Source organism: Pelomonas sp. BJYL3, assembly GCF_027257975.1.
Lineage (GTDB): Bacteria > Pseudomonadota > Gammaproteobacteria > Burkholderiales > Burkholderiaceae_C > Roseateles_B > Roseateles_B flavus.
Window position 1 is genome coordinate 355833 of sequence record NZ_JANZKX010000001.1, and the last position, 19941, is coordinate 375773.

Annotated in this window: 20 protein-coding genes; 4 read left to right on the plus strand and 16 right to left on the minus strand. The window is 68.5% G+C overall.

Going from position 1 to position 19941, the window contains the following annotated elements; all coding sequences use genetic code 11:
• Positions 1 to 75 precede the first annotated feature (75 nt).
• Positions 76 to 612: a peptide deformylase gene (def, locus tag O9Y01_RS01595; RefSeq protein WP_269629730.1), complete on the minus strand. Its 537-nt coding sequence runs from the start codon at positions 610 to 612 to the stop codon at positions 76 to 78.
• 52 nt (positions 613 to 664) lie between these two features.
• Here def and O9Y01_RS01600 point away from each other — a divergent pair, with 52 nt between their 5' ends.
• Positions 665 to 1624: an MBL fold metallo-hydrolase gene (locus O9Y01_RS01600; RefSeq protein ID WP_269629731.1), complete on the plus strand. Its 960-nt coding sequence runs from the start codon at positions 665 to 667 to the stop codon at positions 1622 to 1624.
• 6 nt (positions 1625 to 1630) lie between these two features.
• Here the strand turns inward: O9Y01_RS01600 and ntrC are convergent, their stop codons facing one another.
• The 10 genes from ntrC to O9Y01_RS01650 form a co-directional block, all read right to left on the minus strand.
• Positions 1631 to 3103: a nitrogen regulation protein NR(I) gene (gene ntrC, locus O9Y01_RS01605; RefSeq protein ID WP_269629732.1), complete on the minus strand. Its 1473-nt coding sequence runs from the start codon at positions 3101 to 3103 to the stop codon at positions 1631 to 1633.
• 30 nt (positions 3104 to 3133) lie between these two features.
• Entirely contained in the window at positions 3134 to 4225 is a 1092-nt protein-coding gene (glnL, locus tag O9Y01_RS01610; protein WP_269629733.1) for a nitrogen regulation protein NR(II), read from the minus strand.
• Positions 4226 to 4251: 26 nt separating this feature from the next.
• A complete protein-coding gene (locus O9Y01_RS01615) occupies positions 4252 to 4797 on the minus strand; it encodes a hypothetical protein (protein WP_269629734.1) in 546 nt (181 codons plus the stop codon).
• 162 nt (positions 4798 to 4959) lie between these two features.
• Positions 4960 to 6375 (minus strand): type I glutamate--ammonia ligase, encoded by a 1416-nt coding sequence (glnA, locus tag O9Y01_RS01620; protein WP_269629735.1) that lies wholly within the window; start codon positions 6373 to 6375, stop codon positions 4960 to 4962.
• 276 nt (positions 6376 to 6651) lie between these two features.
• Positions 6652 to 7446, minus strand: a complete 795-nt coding sequence (locus O9Y01_RS01625; RefSeq protein ID WP_269629737.1) for a competence/damage-inducible protein A — start codon at positions 7444 to 7446, stop codon at positions 6652 to 6654.
• A gap of 13 nt (positions 7447 to 7459) precedes the next feature.
• Positions 7460 to 8362: an EI24 domain-containing protein gene (locus O9Y01_RS01630; RefSeq protein ID WP_269629738.1), complete on the minus strand. Its 903-nt coding sequence runs from the start codon at positions 8360 to 8362 to the stop codon at positions 7460 to 7462.
• 103 nt (positions 8363 to 8465) lie between these two features.
• A complete protein-coding gene (locus O9Y01_RS01635; RefSeq protein ID WP_269629739.1) occupies positions 8466 to 9449 on the minus strand; it encodes a sterol desaturase family protein in 984 nt (327 codons plus the stop codon).
• Between the two features lie 38 nt (positions 9450 to 9487).
• Complete coding sequence (locus O9Y01_RS01640) at positions 9488 to 10294, minus strand: polysaccharide deacetylase family protein (protein ID WP_269629740.1); 807 nt, start codon at positions 10292 to 10294, stop codon at positions 9488 to 9490.
• Entirely contained in the window at positions 10294 to 11289 is a 996-nt protein-coding gene (locus tag O9Y01_RS01645; protein ID WP_269629741.1) for a YncE family protein, read from the minus strand. Before O9Y01_RS01645 ends, O9Y01_RS01640 begins: the two co-directional genes overlap by 1 nt.
• A 138-nt stretch (positions 11290 to 11427) precedes the next feature.
• On the minus strand, positions 11428 to 12240 hold the full coding sequence (locus O9Y01_RS01650; RefSeq protein WP_269629742.1) for a TIGR00266 family protein: 813 nt from the start codon (positions 12238 to 12240) through the stop codon (positions 11428 to 11430).
• An 87-nt stretch (positions 12241 to 12327) separates the two neighbouring features.
• On the opposite strand from O9Y01_RS01650, the gene O9Y01_RS01655 reads away from it, so the two are divergent.
• A complete protein-coding gene (locus tag O9Y01_RS01655) occupies positions 12328 to 13134 on the plus strand; it encodes an IclR family transcriptional regulator domain-containing protein (RefSeq protein ID WP_269629743.1) in 807 nt (268 codons plus the stop codon).
• A gap of 331 nt (positions 13135 to 13465) precedes the next feature.
• On the opposite strand, the gene phbB is transcribed toward O9Y01_RS01655, so the two are convergent.
• The 3 genes from phbB to phaC form a co-directional block, all read right to left on the minus strand.
• Complete coding sequence (gene phbB, locus O9Y01_RS01660; protein ID WP_269629744.1) at positions 13466 to 14209, minus strand: acetoacetyl-CoA reductase; 744 nt, start codon at positions 14207 to 14209, stop codon at positions 13466 to 13468.
• A 180-nt stretch (positions 14210 to 14389) separates the two neighbouring features.
• Positions 14390 to 15571 (minus strand): acetyl-CoA C-acetyltransferase, encoded by a 1182-nt coding sequence (locus O9Y01_RS01665; RefSeq protein WP_269629745.1) that lies wholly within the window; start codon positions 15569 to 15571, stop codon positions 14390 to 14392.
• Positions 15572 to 15635: 64 nt separating this feature from the next.
• Positions 15636 to 17381: a class I poly(R)-hydroxyalkanoic acid synthase gene (gene phaC / locus O9Y01_RS01670; RefSeq protein WP_442952696.1), complete on the minus strand. Its 1746-nt coding sequence runs from the start codon at positions 17379 to 17381 to the stop codon at positions 15636 to 15638.
• A gap of 239 nt (positions 17382 to 17620) precedes the next feature.
• Between phaC and O9Y01_RS01675 the strand changes: the two genes are divergently transcribed.
• Positions 17621 to 17935 (plus strand): hypothetical protein, encoded by a 315-nt coding sequence (locus tag O9Y01_RS01675; RefSeq protein WP_269629746.1) that lies wholly within the window; start codon positions 17621 to 17623, stop codon positions 17933 to 17935.
• Here the strand turns inward: O9Y01_RS01675 and pgeF are convergent.
• Both pgeF and maiA read right to left on the minus strand, forming a co-directional pair.
• Entirely contained in the window at positions 17867 to 18652 is a 786-nt protein-coding gene (gene pgeF / locus O9Y01_RS01680) for a peptidoglycan editing factor PgeF (RefSeq protein WP_269629747.1), read from the minus strand. The two genes, O9Y01_RS01675 and pgeF, sit on opposite strands and share 69 nt — an antisense overlap.
• Entirely contained in the window at positions 18649 to 19287 is a 639-nt protein-coding gene (maiA, locus tag O9Y01_RS01685; protein ID WP_269629748.1) for a maleylacetoacetate isomerase, read from the minus strand. The genes pgeF and maiA overlap by 4 nt, the downstream gene beginning before the upstream one ends.
• Positions 19288 to 19380: 93 nt before the next feature.
• On the opposite strand from maiA, the gene O9Y01_RS01690 reads away from it, so the two are divergent.
• Positions 19381 to 19929, plus strand: coding sequence for an NUDIX hydrolase (locus O9Y01_RS01690; RefSeq protein ID WP_269629749.1), 549 nt, complete (start codon positions 19381 to 19383; stop codon positions 19927 to 19929).
• Positions 19930 to 19941 lie beyond the last annotated feature (12 nt).

Consider the following 19941-nt stretch of genomic DNA (forward strand, 5'->3'; position numbering starts at 1 on the left):
CGCAGCAAGGGGCCCGCCCGATGACGGGCGGGATGTAACAAGTGGGCGATGACCGCCCCGCGCCATGCCAGCGCTTCAGTCGTCGGCGTTGGGGTCCAGGCCCGGGAACAGCACCGAGGTGTAGCCGAAGCGGCTGAAATCACGGATGCGCGAGGGGTAGAGCCGGCCGATCAGGTGGTCGCACTCATGCTGCACCACGCGGGCATGGAAGCCTTCGGCTTCGCGCTCGATGGGCTGGCCCTGGGGATCGACGCCGCTGTAGCGGATGCGCTTGAAGCGCGGCACGACGCCGCGCAGGCCCGGCACCGAGAGGCAGCCTTCCCAGCCCTCCTCCTCCTCTTCGCCGAGCGGGACGATGACAGGGTTGAGCAGCACCGTCAGCGGCACGGGCGGGGCCTCCGGATAGCGCTCGTTGCGCTCGAAGCCGAAGATCACCAGCTGCAGGTCCACGCCGATCTGCGGCGCGGCCAGGCCGGCGCCGTTGGCGGCCTTCATGGTGTCCAGCATGTCCTGGACCAGGGCCTCCAGCGCCGGCGTGCCGAACTCGTGCACCGGCTGTGCCTGGCGCAGCAGGCGCTCGTCGCCCATCTTCAGCAATTCCCTCACGGCCATGGGTGAGCCCTCGTGCATCAGTTATCGTTGCAGGCCATTCTAGGGAGCCTGCATGCCACCGTATCTGCTGTCCTTGGGTCCAGGCCTGTACCGCATCGACACCGCCTTCCAGCGTGACGACTTCGATGCCGCCTACCTGCTGGTGGACCAGGGCCGCGCGGCCTTCATCGACACCGGCACCAACCACGCCGTGCCACGCCTGCTGGGCGCCCTCGCCCACCTGGGCCTGGCGCCCGAGGCCGTAGACTGGGTGATCCCCACCCATGTGCACCTCGATCACGCCGGCGGCGTGGGCCTGCTGATGCAGGCCCTGCCCCAGGCCCGCCTGCTCGCCCACCCGCGCGGTCTGCGCCACCTCGTGGACCCGCGTGCGCTGTGGGCTGGCGCGCTGGCCGTCTACGGCGAGGAGGAGATGCAGCGCTCCTACGGCCAGCTGCAGGCCGTGCCCGCCGAGCGCGCCGAGGCCAGCGAGGACAGCCAGCGCCTGCGCGTGGGCGGCCGCGAACTGCTGCTGATCGACACCCCCGGCCACGCCCGCCACCACCACTGCCTCTTCGACGCGCAGAGCGGCTGCTGGTTCACCGGCGATACCTTCGGCCTCTCCTACCGCGAGTTCGACGTGGACGGCCGCCCCTGGCTCTTCCCCACCAGCACGCCCGTGCAGTTCGACCCGCCCGCGCTGAAGCAGTCCATGCAGCGCATGCTGGACCAACGCCCGCAAGGCATGCTGCTGACCCACTTCGGCCGCATCGGCCACAGCGAAGCGGAGGTGCGCGAGCTGCACCAGCGCCTGCTGGTCCTGCTGGACGAGACGGTGACGCTGAGCCTGGCGCTGCGCGAGGCCGAGGACCGCCACGAGGCGCTGAAGCAGGCGCTGTCAGCCCTCTACCTGCGCTCGCTGGCGGCGCACGGCTGCAGGCTGCCCCCCGAGCGCCAGCTCGCGCTGCTGGCCATGGACATCGAGCTCAATGCCCAGGGCATCGGCGTCTGGCTGGACAAGCCCGCCGCCTGAGCAGCATCAGACGTCCAGGCCCAGCTCCTGGATCTTGCGCGTGATGGTGTTGCGGCCGATGCCCAGCTTCTGGGCGGCCTCGATGCGGCGGCCGCGGGTCATGTCCAGGGCCGTCATGATCAGACTGGCCTCGAAGCGGCGGCAGAGCTGGTCCCAGACCTCGGGCTCGCCCGCGGCCAGCAGGCGCCGGGCCTCACGGGCCATCTCGGCCACCCAGGCATCGGGGCCACCGCCGAAGCTCGGCAGGGCCGGGCCGCTGCTGACGAAGGACGGCGCCGCAGGCGCGGGCGCCTCACCGGCCACCGCCTGCTCGGCGGGGCGCTCGGCCTGCAGCAGCTCCTGCGGCAGGTCCTTGGCCTCCACCTGCTGCGAGGGCGCCATCACGCTGAGCCAGTGGCAGATGTTCTCCAGCTGCCGCACATTGCCCGGGAAGTCGAAGGCGCACAGCGAGGCCAGCGCCGCCTCGGACAGGCGCTTGGGCTCCACGCCCAGCTCGGTGGCGCTGCGCTGCAGGAAGAAGCGGGCCAGCACGGGCACGTCCTCGCGGCGCTCGCGCAGGGGCGGCAGGCGCAGGCGGATCACGTTGAGGCGGTGGAACAGGTCCTCGCGGAAGGCGCCCTGGCGCACGCGCTCCTCCAGGTTCTGGTGGGTGGCTGCGATCACCCGAACATTGCTGCGCAAGGGGCTGTGGCCGCCCACGCGGTAGTACTGCCCATCCGACAGCACGCGCAGCAGCCGGGTCTGCAGGTCCAGGGGCATGTCGCCGATTTCGTCGAGGAACAGCGTGCCGCCTTCGGCCTGCTCGAAGCGGCCGCGCCGTGTGGCCTGGGCGCCGGTGAAGGCGCCGCGCTCATGACCGAAGAGCTCGGACTCCAGCAGGTCCTTGGGGATGGCCGCGGTGTTGATGGCCACGAAGGGCCCCTCGCCCCGCGGGCTGTGCTTGTGCAGGGCGCGCGCGACCAATTCCTTGCCCGAGCCCGACTCGCCGGTGATCAGCACCGTGACATTGCTCTGAGACAGCCGCCCGATGGCGCGGAACACGTCCTGCATGGCCGGCGCCTGGCCCAGCATCTCGGGCAGCTGCGCGGCGGACTCCTGCTCCACCGCGGCTTCGCGCAGGCTCTCCTCCTGGGCGCGGCGGATCAGCTCCACGGCGCGCGAGAGGTCGAAGGGCTTGGGCAGGTACTCGAAGGCCCCGCCCTGGAAGGCGGAGACGGCGCTGTCGAGGTCCGAGTAGGCCGTCATGATGATGACCGGCAGGCCGGGGTGCTTCTCCTTGACCTTGGCCAGCAGGTCCAGGCCCGAGCCGCCGGGCATGCGGATGTCGGAGACCAGCACCTGGGGGCTGTCCTCCTCCAGGGCAGCCAGCAGCTCGCGCGTGTTCGAGAAGCAGCGCACCGGCAGCCCCTCGCGCGTCAAGGCCTTCTCGAGCACAAAGCGGATCGAGTGGTCGTCATCAACAATCCAGATGGATTTCATGCAGCTCTCCCCTTCGCCACAAGTACTCCCTCAGGGCAAAGGCAGGGTGATTCGGAAGTCCGTCCGTCCAGGCTCGCTGTCGCAGTCGATCATGCCCTGGTGCTGTTGCGCGATCGTCTGCGAGAGTGTCAATCCGAGGCCCGAGCCGCCTTCACGCCCTGAGACCAGGGGATAGAAGATGCGGTCGCGGATCTCGGGCGGCACGCCCGGCCCGTTGTCCTCGATATGCAATTCCAATGCCAGGCGCCAGCGCTGCTTGCCCAGGGTGACCTGGCGGGCCACGCGGGTGCGCAGCACGATCTCGGCGTCCCCGGCGGCAATGCGCGGCGCCAGGGCCTGGGCCGCGTTCTGAACGATGTTGAGCACGGCCTGGATCAGCTGCTCGCGGTCGCCGCGGAAGTCGGGCAGCGAGGTGTCGTAATCGCGCCGTACCTTGAGTCCCCGGGGGTACTCGACCAGGATCAGCGAACGCACCCGCTCGCACACCTCGTGGATGTTGACGTCCCCCACCACCTGGGCCCGCCGGTGCGGTGCCAGCAGGCGGTCGACCAGGGATTGCAGGCGGTCGGCCTCGTGGATGATGACGTCGGTGTACTCGGCCAGCTCGGGGCCCAGGGCCGTGGGCTGCAGCTCCAGGGCCAGCAGCTGGGCCGCGCCGCGGATGCCACCCAGCGGGTTCTTGATCTCGTGGGCCAGGTTGCGGATCAGCTCCTTGGTGGCCTGCACCTGGTCCAGGGTGCGCTCCTCGCGGTCCTGGCGCGATTGCTGGGCGTTCTCGATCAGCTCCAGCAGGAGCAGGTCCGGCATGTCCGTCTGGCTGACGATCACCTGCACCGGCAGCGGCTCCTCGTGAGGGCGCAGGCCGCGGCGCAGCTGGGTCTCGAAGCGGCTGCTGGAGTAGGCATTGCGCGAGACACCCTCCATGGCCTCGCGCAGCCGCGCGGTGTCCTCGAGCCAGTCCTGTGCATGGCCTCGCGCCAGCACCCGGCGCGAGAGCTGCATCTGGGTCTCGAACGCCGCATTGACATGCACGCAGGCACCATCGGGGTGCACCAGGGCCACCATGGTGGCCAGCATGTCCAGGGCGCGCAGGCCCTCGGGGTCTTGATCAATGGCAGTCATGTCGGAGTCCAGCCCCGGCATGCAGCTCAGGGCAGTTTGGCAATTTCCCGCTTGATGGCCGCGATGTCGGCCTCCTGGCGCGAGATGCTGGCCTTGAGATCGGCCACGCGGTCCAGGTACTTCTGGTAGTTGCGTTCGTCGCCGCGGCGCTCGGGCTGGCCGTTGGCGTATTCCTTCTGCAACTCGCCGAGCTTGGCCTCGGCCTCGCGCAACTCACGCTCCAGCACGCCGCGGCGGTCGGAGTCACGGGCCTTCTGGAGGGCCGGGTCCACCTTGGCGCTTGGCGGCCCCTCGGACACCACCTGCCCCGAGGCAGCGGCACGCGGCTTGGGAACGGACACCACGGACACCGGCGTGCCCTCGATCGTGCGGCAGCCCTTCTCCTGCGCTTCCTTGGGGGAAAGGGCATCGGTATAGAGCACCGGCGGTCCTGGGCAGCGGTAGACCTGGGAGGCCTGAGCCCCATGGGGGGCCGGCGTCTGGGCTGTGGCACCGAAGGCCAGCAGTCCGCACAGGGCGAGCAGGCCGGTCACGACAGGGCCGCGGGACAGGGAGGAAGGTTTGCTTTGCATGCAGCAGGGCGCGATCGAAGCCATGAAGAGCCATTGTGGCGCATTCGCGCCCGATCTTTGCGCGGGATCGCCCCTCGCAAACACCCGGCAACAAAAGAAAAAGGGACGGCCCGGGCCGTCCCTTTTGTTGCGAGGTTCGTGCAGAGACCCCGCGCATCGCCATCACAGGGCGTAGTACATGTCGTACTCGACCGGGTGGGTGGCCATGCGGAAGCGGGTCACTTCCTGCATCTTCAGATCGATGTAGGCATCGATGAAGGCATCGGTGAACACGCCGCCCTTGGTCAGGAAGGCACGGTCCTTGTCCAGGTACTCGAGGGCCTGGTCCAGGCTGTGGCAGACGGTCGGGATCTTCGCGTCTTCTTCCGGGGGCAGGTGGTACAGGTCCTTGGTGGCGGCTTCGCCCGGATGGATCTTGTTCTCCACGCCGTCCAGACCGGCCATCAGCAGGGCTGCGAAGCACAGGTAGGGGTTGGCGCTGGGATCCGGGAAGCGGGCTTCCACGCGACGGCCCTTGGGGTTGGCCACGTAGGGGATGCGGATCGAGGCCGAGCGGTTCTTGGCCGAGTAGGCCAGCTTCACCGGGGCTTCGAAGCCGGGCACCAGGCGCTTGTAGCTGTTGGTGCCGGGGTTGGTGATGGCGTTCAGGGCACGGGCGTGCTTGATGATGCCGCCGATGTAGTACAGGGCGAAATCGCTCAGGCCGGCGTAGCCGTCACCGGCGAACAGGTTCTTGCCGTCCTTCCAGACGGACTGGTGAACGTGCATGCCGCTGCCGTTGTCGCCCACGATGGGCTTGGGCATGAAGGTGGCGGTCTTGCCGTAGGCATGGGCCACGTTCTGGATCACGTACTTCTGCAGCTGGGTCCAGTCGGCGCGCTCGACCAGGGAGCTGAACTTCGTGCCGATTTCCATCTGGCCGGCGTTGGCCACTTCGTGGTGGTGCACTTCGACGGGGATGCCCAGCGATTCGAGGATCAGGCACATCTCCGAGCGCATGTCCTGGCCGCTGTCGACCGGGGGCACGGGGAAGTAGCCGCCCTTGACGGTGGGACGGTAGCCGCTGTTGCCGTGCTCGTATTCCTTGCCGGTGTTCCAGGCGGCTTCTTCGGATTCGATCTTGAAGAAGCAGCCGGACATGTCATTGGCCCAGCGCACGGAGTCGAAGATGAAGAACTCGGGCTCGGGACCGAAGAAGGCGGCGTCGCCCAGGCCGGAGGCCTTCAGATAGGCTTCGGCGCGCTTGGCCAGGGAGCGGGGATCGCGCTCATAGGCCTTGCCGTCGGCCGGATCGATGACGTCGCAGGTCAGGATCAGGGTCGGCTCTTCGAAGAAGGGGTCGATGTTGGCCGTGTTGGGATCCGGCATCAGCAGCATGTCGGAGGCTTCGATGCCCTTCCAGCCGGCGATCGACGAACCGTCGAAGGCATGGCCCGACGTGAACTTGTCTTCATCGAAGTGAGACACAGGCACGGACACGTGCTGTTCCTTGCCACGGGTATCGGTGAAACGGAAGTCGACGAACTTGACTTCGTTCTCCTTCACCATCTTCATCACATCAGCGACGGTCTTGGCCATCAATCACTCCTAGCGGGTAGCAGGTATGGGGGTCTCGGAATTCGGCGGGCGCTGCGGCAGATCGGAAGCCGGCGGCGCATGCACCAAAAGCAGAGCAGGTTTCGTGCCAAAGTCTTGCAGGCGGCTTCCACCCCACGGGGCGGCGGCCCAGCACGGTGCACAGGCCCTGGCGACGCGGGATTATGCGTCGCCCGCCCTGCAGCGCCCTGACGCCGATCTACAAGAGAGGATTCATCTTCCGGGGAGCTGCACCATTGTGGTTCGCATCGCAGGGCATCATCGCACCAATTCAGTGCCAATGGATGCACCAAGTTGGAATAGCCCGGTCTTCATGGCCTCGAAAGCAGCCTCCAGCGAGGCCGGCTCGCCCTTGACCCCCAGTTCCACATGCCGCCCCCAGCGAGGGTGGTCGACGCTGGGCAGGCTGAAGACCTTCACGCCGGGGAAGCGCGCCTCGATCTCCAGCATCAGCGGCGTGAGCGCCGCTTCCAGCGCGCCGGGCAGGATCAGCGAGCGCTCCAGCACACGCCGGGCGCGGTGCAGCTGCGGATAGCGGGTGTCCAGCACCCACTCCATCATCGGGTGGGCCATCACCGGGAAGCCGGGCACGAAATGCACATCGCCCACGAAGAAGCCGGGGATGCGGTTGTAGGGATTGGGGATGAGGCCGGCGCCCTCCGGGAACTCGCCCATCTGGAAGCGGCGCAGGGTGCCCTCGGAGTGCTCGTCCGCCACGGTGCCCTGCTCCTGCGCCATCTCCTGGATGCGCTGCCAGATGAGGGCGCGTGCCTCGGGGTGCAGGCGCAGCGGCCGGCCCAGGGCGGCGGCGGCGGCCTGGCGGCTGTGGTCGTCCGGCGTGGCGCCGATGCCGCCACAGCTGAAGACCAGGTCCCCGCTGGCGAAGGCCTCCCGGAAGGCCGCGGTCTGGGCCTCCCGGTCGTCGCCGATGTAGCGGGCCCAGGCCAGGCCCATGCCGCGCGCGCCGAGCCGCTCGATACAGGCGGTCAGGTGCTTGTCCTGGCGCTTGCCCGACAGAATTTCGTCCCCCACGATGATCAGTCCGACCCGCATGGCAGCCCTCCCCTCACTGCGGCGGCAGTTCCGGCACGACCTCCAGCGCCGGCGGCGGCGTCTGGCCCGGCGGCAGGGGATCCAGCAGATCACCCGGCGCCTCCGCGGCACGCGACTGCCTCAGCTCATGCAGGGCCTGCAGGCAGTAGTGGGCGAACCACAGCGAGCTGAAGGCGAAGACGAGGGTGTAGAGGAAGACCGAGCCCAGGATCAGGAAAGGCGCTAGGGCCAGGCTCAGCACGCCGAAGGCCCAGATCGCCGTGGGCGCGGCGCCCAGGAAGCCGGTCAGCAGGCCCAGGCCCAGCAGGGGCAGCTTGTGCTCGCTGAGGATGCGCCGCCGCTCGATGCGCGAGGCATGCTCGGCGAGCACGTCGAAGGCGAAGACGCGGTAGCCCAGCCAGCCCCAGATCAGCGGCGGCAGGAACAGGGCCAGGGGCGGAATCAGCCAGAAGGGCATGCTCAGCAGCAGGGCCAGCAGGGCCAGCAGCGTGTGCCCGAGGGACCAGGCCACGCTCAGCCAGAAGGGCGCGCCCTTCTTGCGCTCCAGGCCGGGAAAGCGGCGCTGGGCGACCAGATTGCTCATGGCCGGCGTCATGAAGACGGCCACCAGCAGCAGGCTGAAGACCAGCAGCGCCGGTACGGCCATGGACAGCAGCACCAGCGGCGCGATGGCCGTGCGCAGGCCCTGCAGGCCGACGTGGTCCAGCCAGGTCAGCACCGTCTCGATCAGGCGCCAGGACTCCAGGCTGGCCCGCACGCTGTCCAGCGCAGGCTCCCAGAAGAAGTACATGAGCCCCCAGGCCAGCGGTCCGGCGATCAGCAGGGGCAGCAGGGACAGGCCGATGACGCGCGGATGCAGGCAGTAGGCCGCGGCACGCCAGAAGGCATCGGCCACGCGGGACAGGGTGCTGAGCATGGATCTCCTAGAAGAGGCAGGGCCCGGCCAGGTGCCGGGTCCGCTGGGGTGCTCAGCATAGCAAGGCCGCCGGCGCCCTCGCCGTGCCGACGGTCAGGGGTGCTCAGCCCTGGCGTCGAGCCGGGCGCAGCGCCGCCGCGAGGCGCTTCAGGCCCAGCCACTGCTGCGCCCAGAAGCCGCGGCCGTAATCCCGGCCGCCCTCCTGCTCGAGCTGGTCGCGCACGCCGGTGGGGTCGTAGCGCAGCTCGAAGTTGGCGGTGCCGAACAACACGTCCCAGACCGGGAAGAGCACGGCGAAGTTGTGGCCGCCCAGCGTGCCCTTGCCGCCCGATTCATGGCCGATGCCGATGGAATGGTGCAGGCGGTGGAAGCGCGGGCTCACGAAGACCCGCTCCAGCACCGGCCCGAACCACAGGCGCACATTGGCGTGCTGCAGGTTCTCCATCAGCTGCGAGAAGGCCACCACGGCCACGAACTGCCCCGGCTCCACGCCGATGAAGCGGGCCAGCAGCACGAAGAAGACATCGCGCAGGATGTCGTCCAGCAAGTGGTTGCGGTTGTCGCTCCACATGCTCATCGAGCGCTGGCTGTGGTGCAGGGAATGCAGGGCCCACCACCACTCGAACTGGTGCTGGGCGCGGTGCAGCCAGTAGTTGAAGAAGTCGAAGACCAGCAGGTACAGCAGGAAGCTGACCCAGGGCACATCGCTGACACCCGGCCACAGCGCGTCCAGCTGCCAGGTGGGCAGGCCGGCCAGGCGCATCTCGCCCGAGACCATGTCCAGCAGCGGATCCAGGCTGAAGAACATGGCCAGGCGGAACAGGCCCAGGCGGTGGATCAGCGTGTAGAGCACGTCGACGCGGACGGCGCTGCGGTCCTGCTGCGGCTCCACGGGCCGCCAGCGCTCCAGGCCGCGGATCAGCACCAGCATCAGCAGCACCTGGATCAGGCCGACCAGCAGCCAGCCCGTGCCGTCATAGGCCTCCTCCAGGCGATTGCCCAGGCCCAGGGCAAAGCCCAGGGGCTGGACGACAAGCTCGAACAGCCACTGCTGGGCCTGCGCGAAGAGATCAGAGAACCAGTCCATGCCTGTTGATCGGTGCGGGTCGGTGCGGAATCGTGGGGTCAGGGCTTGCGCGCGGCCAGCGGACGCTCGGCGCTGCCGCCGCGCATCAGGCCGGCATAGCGCGGATGCTCGCGCAGGGGCGCGAAGCAGTAGCCCTTGTCCTTGAGGCCCTTCATCAACGGCTCCAGCACGGCCGGCGCCCAGGCATCCTGGCGGGACCAGATGCCCAGGTGGGCCATCAGGATGTCGCCTGGCTTGACGTTCTTCAGGGCACGGCTGAGCAGCTGCTCGTTCGGGTAGCGTTCCGAGGGCAGCTCATCGCCGAGGAAGCCGGCCGGGCTCCAGCCCACGTGGCTGTAGCCACAGGCCTTGGCGGCGGCCAACAGGGAAGGCGAGGTCTTGCCGGCCGGCGCACGGAAGATGGGATCCAGCCGGCGCCCGGTCATCTCGGTGAAGCGCTGGGCGGTCTTGTTGAGCTCCTCGCAGTACTCGGCCGCGCTGAGATCGCGCATCTTCGGCGGCTCGACGCCGGCCTGCACCTTCATGCGGAAGCGCCCGTCGGGCAGGTCCTCCATCCAGATGTCGTGCGACCAGGTGTGGGAGCCGAAGTCATGGCCTTCCGCCGCGCGGGCCCGCCACCAGGGCGCCCACTCCTCGTCCAGCGTGCGACCGTCCGACAGCGTCGGCTCGTTGGCCAGGAAGAAGGTGGCCTGCGCGTCGTAGCGCTTCAGCAGGTCCGCCACCAGGGGCGCAACGCCCATATGGCCGGTGTCGAAGCTCAGGAAGACCGGCTTCTCATCGGGTTTGCAGGCGGCCTGGGCCGCCAGGGCGACGGCCAGGGCCGACGCCACGATCCACTGCTTCATCACTGCCTCGACACATGGTCCAGGGTCCAGACCCCGTGCGGCGACTTGCCCACGTTGACCTGTTTGACGACCTTCCTGGTCTGCAGGTCGATCATGGTCAGCTTGCGGGCCCAGCGCGAGGTCACGAGCAGGGTCTTGCCGTCGGGCAGGATCTCCATGTCATCGGGGCCGCCCGGCGCCTTGAAGGTCTCGACCACGGTGAAGCCCTGCAGGTCGATCTTGCTGATGGTGTTGTTGGCTCGGTTGCTGACCAGCACATGGCGCTTGTCGCCCATGGAGCGGAAGCTGTGGGCGCCCTCGCCCGTCAGCAGGCGCTTGACCAGCTTGGGCGCGGGGCCGCTGACGTCATAGACCTCCACATGGCTGTCGCCGGTGAGGGCCACCAGCAGGTGCTTGTCGTCCTGGGTCAGGAAGATGTCGGCCGGCATCTTGCCCACGGGCACCTTCCAGCGCGGGGCCTGGGTGGTGAGGTCGATGGCGGTGATCTCGTCCGAGTCCTGCAGGCTCGCGTAGACCACGCTGCTCTTGCTGTCCACGTACAAGTGGCTGGGCGTCTTGGGCGCCGGGATGCGCTTGACCAGCTGCAGCGGCTCCTTGGCGTTCTGCGGCTGCCAGCGGTACAGGGCGATGTGGTCCAGGCGGTTGCCCGCGGTGATGAACCACTTCATGTCCGGGGAGAAGCGCAGGTGGTAGGGGTCGGTGATGCCGTGCAGCACGCGCTGCACCTGGGCCGTGACCGGGTCGATGAAGGTCAGCGAATCGCCCAGGGCATTGGCGACGATCATGGACTTGTCGTCGGGCGACAAATACAGGTGATGCGGCTCCTTGCCGGTCGGGATGCGACGCAGCTGGGTGAAGCTCACCGGGTCGATGACGCTGATGTCGGCGTCCAGGGAGTTGAGAACGAACAGCGGGTGCGGGGCGGCCTGGGCCGGGGCCAGAGCCGCACCAGCCAGAAGCGCCAGGGCCAGCAGCGGCCGGCAGAAACGGGACATGAGAATTCCTTGAACCGGGGGGCGGCAATCGTCACCGCCATCACCCTCAAGTGTATTCGCCCGCCTGCACGCCCTGCGGTCCGCGGGCCTGCGCTGGATCAAGCCGGAGGCGGCCCTGGCACCGGCCGCCTCCCTTGTTCACTCGTCGTCGCCGCCCAGGATGGAGCCCAGCACGCCGCCGGCGCCGAAGCCGCCCAGCAGGGAGCCCTCTTCCTTGCGGCCGCCGTTTTGCGGCGCCGCGGCGAAGATGCGCGAGGCCAGGCGCGAGAAGGGCAGGCTTTGCAGCCAGACCTCGCCGGGGCCGGTCAGCTTGGCCAGGAACAGGCCCTCGCCGCCGAACAGCGCCGTCTTGATCTTGCCGACGTACTGGATCTCGAAATTGACGCTCGGGGTGTAGGCCACCACGCAGCCGGTGTCGACCAGCAGGGTCTGGCCCGGCTGCAGGGTGCGGCGCACCACGGTGCCGCCGGCATGCACGAAGGCCAGGCCGTCGCCGTCCAGCTTCTGCATGATGAAGCCCTCGCCACCGAAGAAGCCGGTGCTGAGCTTCTGCTGCACGGCGATGCCCAGGGACACGCCGCGCGCCGCGCACAGGAAGGCGTCCTTCTGGCAGATCAGCGTGCCGCCGAGCTGGCGCAGGTCCATGGGCAGGATCTTGCCCGGGTAGGGCGCCGCAAAGGCCACGCGCTGCTTGCCGCTGCCGTTGTTGGTGTAGACGGTGGTGAAGAGCGACTCGCCCGTGATCAGCCGCTTGCCTGCGCCCAGCAGCTTGCCGAAGAAGCCGCCCTGATTGGCGCCGCCGTCGCCGAAGACGGTGTCCATGGCGATGCCGGCATCCATGAACATCATGCTGCCTGCCTCGCCGATCGCTGCCTCGCCGGGGTCCAGCTCGACCTCGACGAATTGCATTTCCGCGCCCTTGATCTCGTAGTCCACGACATCCATTGCCATTGCCAGTCCTCCTCATAAAAACCTTGGCCCGGCGATGTTAACGAATGCAAACCCCTTTGCTGCGGACCACTGCCTATACTGCGCCGCATGGACGAGTCGACGACGCAGCCCCGGGGGGAGCCCGTACTGAAACCGGGGGACAGCTATGTGCAGTCCTTCGCGCGCGGCCTTTCCGTCATCAGGGCTTTCAGCGCCGAGGCCTCTGCACAGACGCTCACCGAGGTCGCGCGCCGCTGCGGCCTGACCCGTGCCGGCGCGCGCCGCATCCTGCTGACCCTGGAGACCCTGGGCTATGTGCGCACCGAGGGCCGGCTCTTCTCCCTGACTCCCAAGATTCTGGACCTGGGCTTCGCCTACCTGTCCTCGCAGCCCCTGTGGCAGTTCGCCGAGCCGGTGATGCAGGTGCTGGCCAGCGACCTGAAGGAAAGCTGCTCGGCCGCGGTGCTGGAGGGTCAGGACATCGTCTACGTGCTGCGCGTGCCCGCCCGCAAGATCATGAGCGTGAACCTGGGCGTGGGCAGCCGCCTGCCTGCCTGGTGCACCTCCATGGGCCGCGTGCTGCTGGCCGGCCAGCCCGATGCCCAGCTGGACCAGCACCTGTCCCAGGTGAAGTGGCAGCCCTACACCCAGCGCACCGCGATGAGCCTCGACGAGGTCCGCACCCGCATCCTGCAGGCGCGCGAGCAGGGCTGGTGCCTGGTCAACCAGGAACTGGAAGACGGCCTCGTGTCCCTGGCCGCCCCCATCGTCGACCGCCAGGGCCAGACCATCGCCGCGCTCAATATCGGCGCCCAGGTCAACCGCACCCCACCCGAAGCCCTGCTGGAAAACGCCCTGCCCCGCCTCCTGGATTCGGCACGCAGCATTTCCCGGCTCCTCCAGATCAAGACCTGACCCCCCCCTACCGGCTTCGCCGGCCCCCCCCAGGGGGGCGAGCTTGAGGGCCCGGCAAAGCCGGATCCCCAAGCTCCGTGCCTGAAAAACAAAACGGGACTCGATGGTCCCGTTTTGTTTTGTCTCTAGCGTCCGATGCGAAGCGGTCATGCCGCCTTCGTTATGGCTGAGCAGCGACATCCAGGACCGAAGCGCGTGCCCTGACAAACAAAACGGGACCCAACGCGGGTCCCGTTTTGTTTCCCCAGCGGAGCTTGGGGATCCGGCTTTGCCGGGCCCTCAAGCTCGCCCCCCTGGGGGGGCCGGCGAAGCCGGTAGGGGGGGGGATTGTTCACCCCATATGCAATCCACCATTGCAGGAGAAGTCGGCACCGGTGGTGAAGCCAGAGTCCTCGCCAGCCAGCCAGGCCACGATGGAGCCGATCTCGTCGGGCGTGCCCAGGCGCTTCACGGGGATGGTGGCGACGATCTTCTCCAGCACCTCGGGCTTGATGGCACGGACCATGTCGGTGCCGATGTAGCCGGGGCTCACGGTGTTGACCGTCACGCCCTTGGCCGCCAGCTCCTGGGCCAGCGCCATGGTGAAGCCGTGCATGCCGGCCTTGGCAGCCGAGTAGTTGGTCTGGCCGGCCTGACCCTTTTCGCCATTGACCGAGCTGATCTGGATGATGCGGCCCCAGCCCTTCTCCACCATGCCCGGCACGACCTGCTTGGTCACGTTGAACATGGAATTGAGGTTGGTGTCGATCACGGCCTTCCAGTCGTCCGGCGTCATCTTCAGGAACATGCGGTCCCGGGTGATGCCGGCGTTGTTGACCAGCACGTCGATGGGGCCATGCTCGGCGATGGCATTGCTGAAGGCGGCGACCGTCGAGTCCCAGTCGGCCACATTGCCGACGGAGGCGTAGAAGGTGTAGCCATCGGCCTTCTGCTCGTCGAGCCACTTCTGGAAGTCACGGCTGGGGCCGCAGCCCGCGATGACCTTGTGGCCGGCCTTGTGCAGCTTGCGGCAGATGGCGGTACCGATGCCGCCCATGCCGCCGGTGACGTATGCAACTTTCTGTGTTTGAGTCATGTGAATCTCCTTCGCCTCCATGGCTGTTCAGGGGAGCCCGGTGTCGGCGCCGCGTCCTACGCGCCATCCGGGCTGCTGTTGTCATTCGAAGAAGACGCGCATTGCCGGAACCCCAGGCTCGCCCAGCCCCCGGGAGGGGTCAAGCGGGTTCGCCCTGAGAGTCCCCGAAATCCCTCCGGCTCAGCGCTCCACGCAGAGCGCCACGCCCATGCCGCCGCCGATGCACAGCGAGGCGATGCCCTTCTTCGCATCACGACGCTGCATCTCGTGCAGCAGGGTCACGAGGATGCGCGCGCCCGAGGCCCCGATGGGATGGCCCAGGGCGATCGCACCGCCGTTGACATTCACCTTGGCCAGATCCCAGCCCATCTCCTGATGGACCGCGCAGGCCTGGGCCGCGAAGGCCTCGTTGATCTCCAGCAGGTCCAGGTCCTGCGGCGTCCAGCCGGCGCGCTGCAGGGCCTTGCGGGCGGCCGGCACCGGGCCCATGCCCATGGTGGCCGGATCCAGGCCCGCGCTGGCATAGGAAGCGATGCGTGCCAGCGGCGTCAGGCCCAGGGCCTTGGCCTTGTCGGCGCTCATCAGCAGCAGGCCGGCGGCACCGTCGTTGAGGCCGGAGGCATTGCCCGCGGTCACCGAGCCGGCCTTGTCGAAGGCGGGACGCAGGCCGGCCAGGGCCTCGGCATTGGTCTTGCGGTTGATGAACTCGTCCGTGTCGAAGACGATGGGGTCGCCCTTCTTCTGCGGCAGGCTCACCGGCACGATTTCGTCCTTGAAGCGGCCGGCGTCCTGGGCCGCGGCGGCCTTCTGCTGCGAGCCCAGCGCCAGGGCGTCCTGGGCTTCGCGGCTGATGGCGTACTGCTTCGCCACGTTCTCGGCCGTGATGCCCATGTGGTACTGGTTGTAGACGTCCCAGAGGCCGTCCACGATCATGGTGTCCACGAGCTTCCAGTCGCCCATGCGCTGGCCCTCGCGCGAGCCGGGCAGCACGTGGGGCGCCAGGCTCATGTTCTCCTGGCCGCCGGCGATGATGATCTCGGAGTCACCGTCGCGGATGGCCTGGGCCGCCAGCATCACCGCCTTCAGGCCGGAACCGCAGACCTTGTTGATGGTCATGGCCGGCACGGCATGCGGCAGGCCGGCTTTGATCACAGTCTGGCGCGCCGGGTTCTGGCCCGAGCCGGCGGTCAGCACCTGGCCCAGGATGACTTCGCCGATCTGTTCGGGTGCGACACCCGAGCGGCGCAGCAGCTCGCGCACCACGGTGGCGCCCAGCTCCGGGGCGGCGGTCCTGGACAGGCTGCCGCCGAACTTGCCAATGGCGGTACGTGCCGCGGCGACGATGACGATCTCGGTGCTCATGCGGAAATCTCCGAAAAGGGGAATGAGGCAGGCGGCGCACCAGGCTCCGCCTGCGATGCGGGGGTCAGGCCTTGTGCTTCACGTAGCGGCCCGGCGCGGGCTCGATGGCCTTGTGCTGGCGATTGCCTGGCGTCTTGGGCGCAGGCTTCATCGCGCCGGCATGGCCAGCCAGCCAGTGCGACCAGTCGGTCCACCAGGAGCCGGGATGCTCGACGGCGGTCTCCAGCCACTGGCCGGCCTCGGCAGGCAGGGCCGCGGTCTTGCCGGTCCAGAAGCTGCGCTTCTTCTTGGCCGGCGGGTTGATCACGCCGGCGATATGGCCGGAGGCGCCCAGCACAAAGCGCTTGCGGCCCTTGAAGACCTGGGTGCTGCGGTAGGCGGCGTCCCAGGGCACGATGTGGTCCTCGCGCGAACCGTAGATGTAGACCGGGGCCTCGATGGCGCCAAGGTCCAGGCGCTCGCCGCAGACGGTCAGCGCGCCGGGCTTCTTCAGCTCGTTCTGCAGATAGGTGTGCCGCAGGTACCAGCAGTACATGGGGCCGGGCAGATTGGTCGAGTCGCCGTTCCAGTAGAGCAGGTCGAAGGCCGGCGGCGCCTCGCCCTTGAGGTAGTTGCCCACCACGTAGTTCCAGACCAGATCGTTGGGCCGCAGGAAGCTGAAGGTGGTGGCCAGCTCCTGCCCCTTGAGCAGGCCGGGGCCCTTGGGCGCATCGGGGCCGATGCTCATCTCGCGCAGGCGCACCGAGCCCTCGTCGACGAAGAGGTCCAGCACGCCGTTGCTGGCGAAGTCGATGAGGGTGGTCAGCAGGGTCACGCTGGCCGCGGGCTGCTCGCCGCGCGCGGCCAGCACGGCCAGGGCGGTGGCGAGAATGGTGCCGCCCACGCAGAAGCCCAGGGCGTTGATCTTCTTGCTGCCGCTGATGGCCTGCACCGTGCGGATGGCCTGGATGGCGGCCTGCTCGATGTAGTCGTCCCAGGTCCAGCCCGCGCAGGATTCATCGGGATTGCGCCAGCTCACGACGAAGGTGCGGTGCCCCTGCTCCACGGCATAGCGGATCAGGGAGTTGTCCGGCTGCAGGTCGAGGATGTAGTACTTGTTGATGCAGGGCGGCACCATCAGGAAGGGCAGCTCGTGCACCTCCTTGGTCAGGGGCTTGTACTCGATCAGCTGGAAGAAGTCGTTCTCGAAGACGACGTCGCCGGCGGTGGTGGCCACGTTGCGCCCCACCTCGAAGGCGGACTCGTCCGTCTGCGAGACATGGCCGCGCTGCATGTCCGCCCACAGCAGCTGCATGCCGCGGGCGATGCTCTCGCCCTGGGTCCTGAGCGCCAGCTGCTGGGCCTCGGGATTGAGGGCCAGGAAGTTGCTGGGCGCCGAGGCATCGACAAACTGCTGCACCGCGAACTTGATGCGGGCACGCGTCTTGTCATCCCCCTCCACCTGCTCGGCCATGCGCTGCAGGGTCTGGGCATTGAGCAGGTAGAGCTGGGCCGTGAAGGCCGCGACCGGATTGCTGCCCCAGGCCTCGCTGGCGAAGCGCCGGTCCGGCAGCTTGGCGGGATGGCCGGCAGAGGCAGTAACGGCCTGGTTCCACAGCCCGCTGGCCTGGCTGAGGTAATCCTTCTGCAGGGCTGCCCAGGCATCCACGGGCACCTTCAGGCCTGCGAAGGTCTTCATCGCCTCGCCCATGCCGGCCTGGAAATCGGCGGCCATGTGCTCAGCCATCTTGCCGGCGGCCTCTGCGGCAGCGCCCAGGGAGAAGGGATCGGTGGCGGATGCGGCACCCGCATCCTTGCTCTTGGAATTCATGTGTCTCCTCGCGGAAGGAACGGCCGCCGGGGCAGCGCCGTTCATGACAGTCTCGCACCAGGGTCCGGGACCTCGGTCCGGGCCGCATCGCCGGGGGCTCATCTCATGAGCCAGCCCTGCAAGCATACCCAGGCAAGAAGCTTGCCACAGTCCTTGTTGTACGCTTGAAAACTTACCTTCTTATGACGCTCGCGATTCGAGGATCGCGAGGCAAGCCTCCCGCCTCTCTTCCGTCGTCCATGTACCTCATCGCGATCGCCTGGCTCTACGTTGCCCTCATGATGGCCCTGGCCGAAGCCAGCAGTCCGCAGGGCAGCGTCTTCGGTGCCCTCATCACCTTCTTGCTCTATGGCGTGGCGCCGATGGCGCTGGTGCTGTACCTCGTCGGCACACCGGCGAGGCGCCGGGCGCGGCACCTGGCCGAGGCCCAGGCCGCGGCATCGGCCCGTGCGCAGGCTCAGCCCGTGAGCGAGCCCGCCGCCGATTCAGGCCAGGGTGATGGCGGCGACCATGCGCCCGCTGAGCCGCTCCCGCCGGTAGGAAAAGAACCGTGAGGGATCGCTGAAGGTGCACCAGCGGCCACCGCCCTGGCGCGTGACGCCGGCCGCCCGCAGGCGCAGCGCCGCCAGCGCCGCCAGGTTGGCCCGCCAGCGCGGCTCGCCCGCCGCATTGGGCTGGTAGCGGAAAAGCTGGCCCTGGGCTGCGCCCAGGTCGGCGCTCGGCTCGACGCCGAAGGCCTCCAGCACGTCCGCCCCCACCTCGAAGGCCTCGGGGCCGATACAGGCACCGAGCCAGGCCTGGATCTCGCCCGGCTCGCAGCCCGAGGCCTCACACAGGGCCTGCACGGTGTTCTCGAGCACGCCGCCGGCCAGGCCGCGCCAGCCGGCATGCGCGCCGCCGACCGCCTTTGGTGCAGCGAAGAGCACCGGCAGGCAATCCGCCACCTGAATGGCGCAGCCCAGCCCCGGGATGGTGCTGATGCAGGCATCGGCCTTGGGCACACGCGCCTCCGGACGCGCCCACTCGGGCTTGAGCGTCAGCACCTTGCTGCCATGCACCTGGGGCAGAAAGACCAGCTGCGCGCCCAGCGCCTCAGCCACGCGCCGCCGGTTCTCCTCGACGGCCGCGGGCTCGTCCTGCACCGCCGAGCCCACATTGAGGCTGGCATAGGGACCGGTGCTGACGCCGCCGGCGCGCGTGCTCATGAAGGCGCGCACCTGGGGGGCCTCCCAGTCGGGCCGGATCCAGTCAGGGTGGATCGCCAAGCTCATTCAGCGTCCGGGCAGGCCGAGGGCTGGGTCTTGGCGAAGGCGTCCAGCTTCATGCAGGCCTCGTGGATGCGCATCACCGTGTGCACGTGGTCCAGGCGAGCATGGAAGCGCTGGGCATTGAAGACCTGGGGCACGAGCAGGCAGTCGGCCATGCCGGGGGCGTCGCCGAAGCAGAAGGCGCCTGCACGGCCTTCGCCCACCAGGCGGCGCTCGACCACCTCCAGGCCGGTCTCCACCCAGTGGCGGTACCAGCGGTCCTTGTTCTCCTCGCTGACGCCCATCTCCTGCGTCAGGTAGCGCAGCACGCGCAGGTTGTTGAGCGGATGGATCTCGCAGGCGATGTCCTGGGACAGCGCCCGGACGTAGGCCCGGTCCAGGGCCTCGCGGGGCAGCAGCGGCGGCTCGGGATGGGTCTCGTCCAGGTACTCGATGATGGCCATGGACTGGGTGACGCTGGCTTCGCCGTCGCGCAGCAGGGGCACCAGGCGCGAGGCGGAGACCGCGGCGTAGGACTCCTTGAACTGCTCGTTCTTCGCCAGGTGCACGCTGCGGTAGTCGTAGTCCAGGCCCTTGAGCGCCAGGGCGATGCGCACGCGGAAGGAGGCGGAGGAGCGGAAGTAGTTGAAGAGTTCCATGATCGTTCGGATGACGGGTGATGGGGCCCCAGTGCCGGAGTGCTGCCAGGGGCCGATCCCGGTATGTTGCCACGGGCCCGCTACACTGGATCGATGTTCCTCACCCGACGCTTCAAGCATTGCCCCAGCTGCGGCAGCCAGGTCGCCTACCAGGTGCCGGCCGACGACAACCGCGAGCGGGCCACCTGCACCGTCTGCGCGGCCATCCACTACGAGAACCCGCTCAATGTGGTGGGCACCCTGCCCGTGTGGGAAGACCAGGTCCTGCTGTGCAAGCGCGCCATCGAGCCGCGCTATGGCAAGTGGACCCTGCCGGCCGGCTTCATGGAGCTGGGCGAGACCACCGCCGAGGGCGCGCTGCGCGAAACCGACGAGGAAGCCGGCGCCCGCATCGAGCTGCAAGGGCTCTACTGCGTGCACAACGTGGTGCAGGCCGGCCAGGTCCACCTCTTCTACCGGGCCCAGCTGCTGTCCCCCGCGTTCAACCCCGGCCCCGAGACGCTGGAGGCCCGCCTCTTCCGCGAGGACGAGATCCCCTGGGACGAACTGGCCTTCCGCACCGTGCGCGAGACCCTCCTCTGCTTCTTCGAGGACCGCCGCCGCGGCCAGGGCTACGGCCTGCACAGCGCGGACATCCGCTGAAGCCCGCGCGGC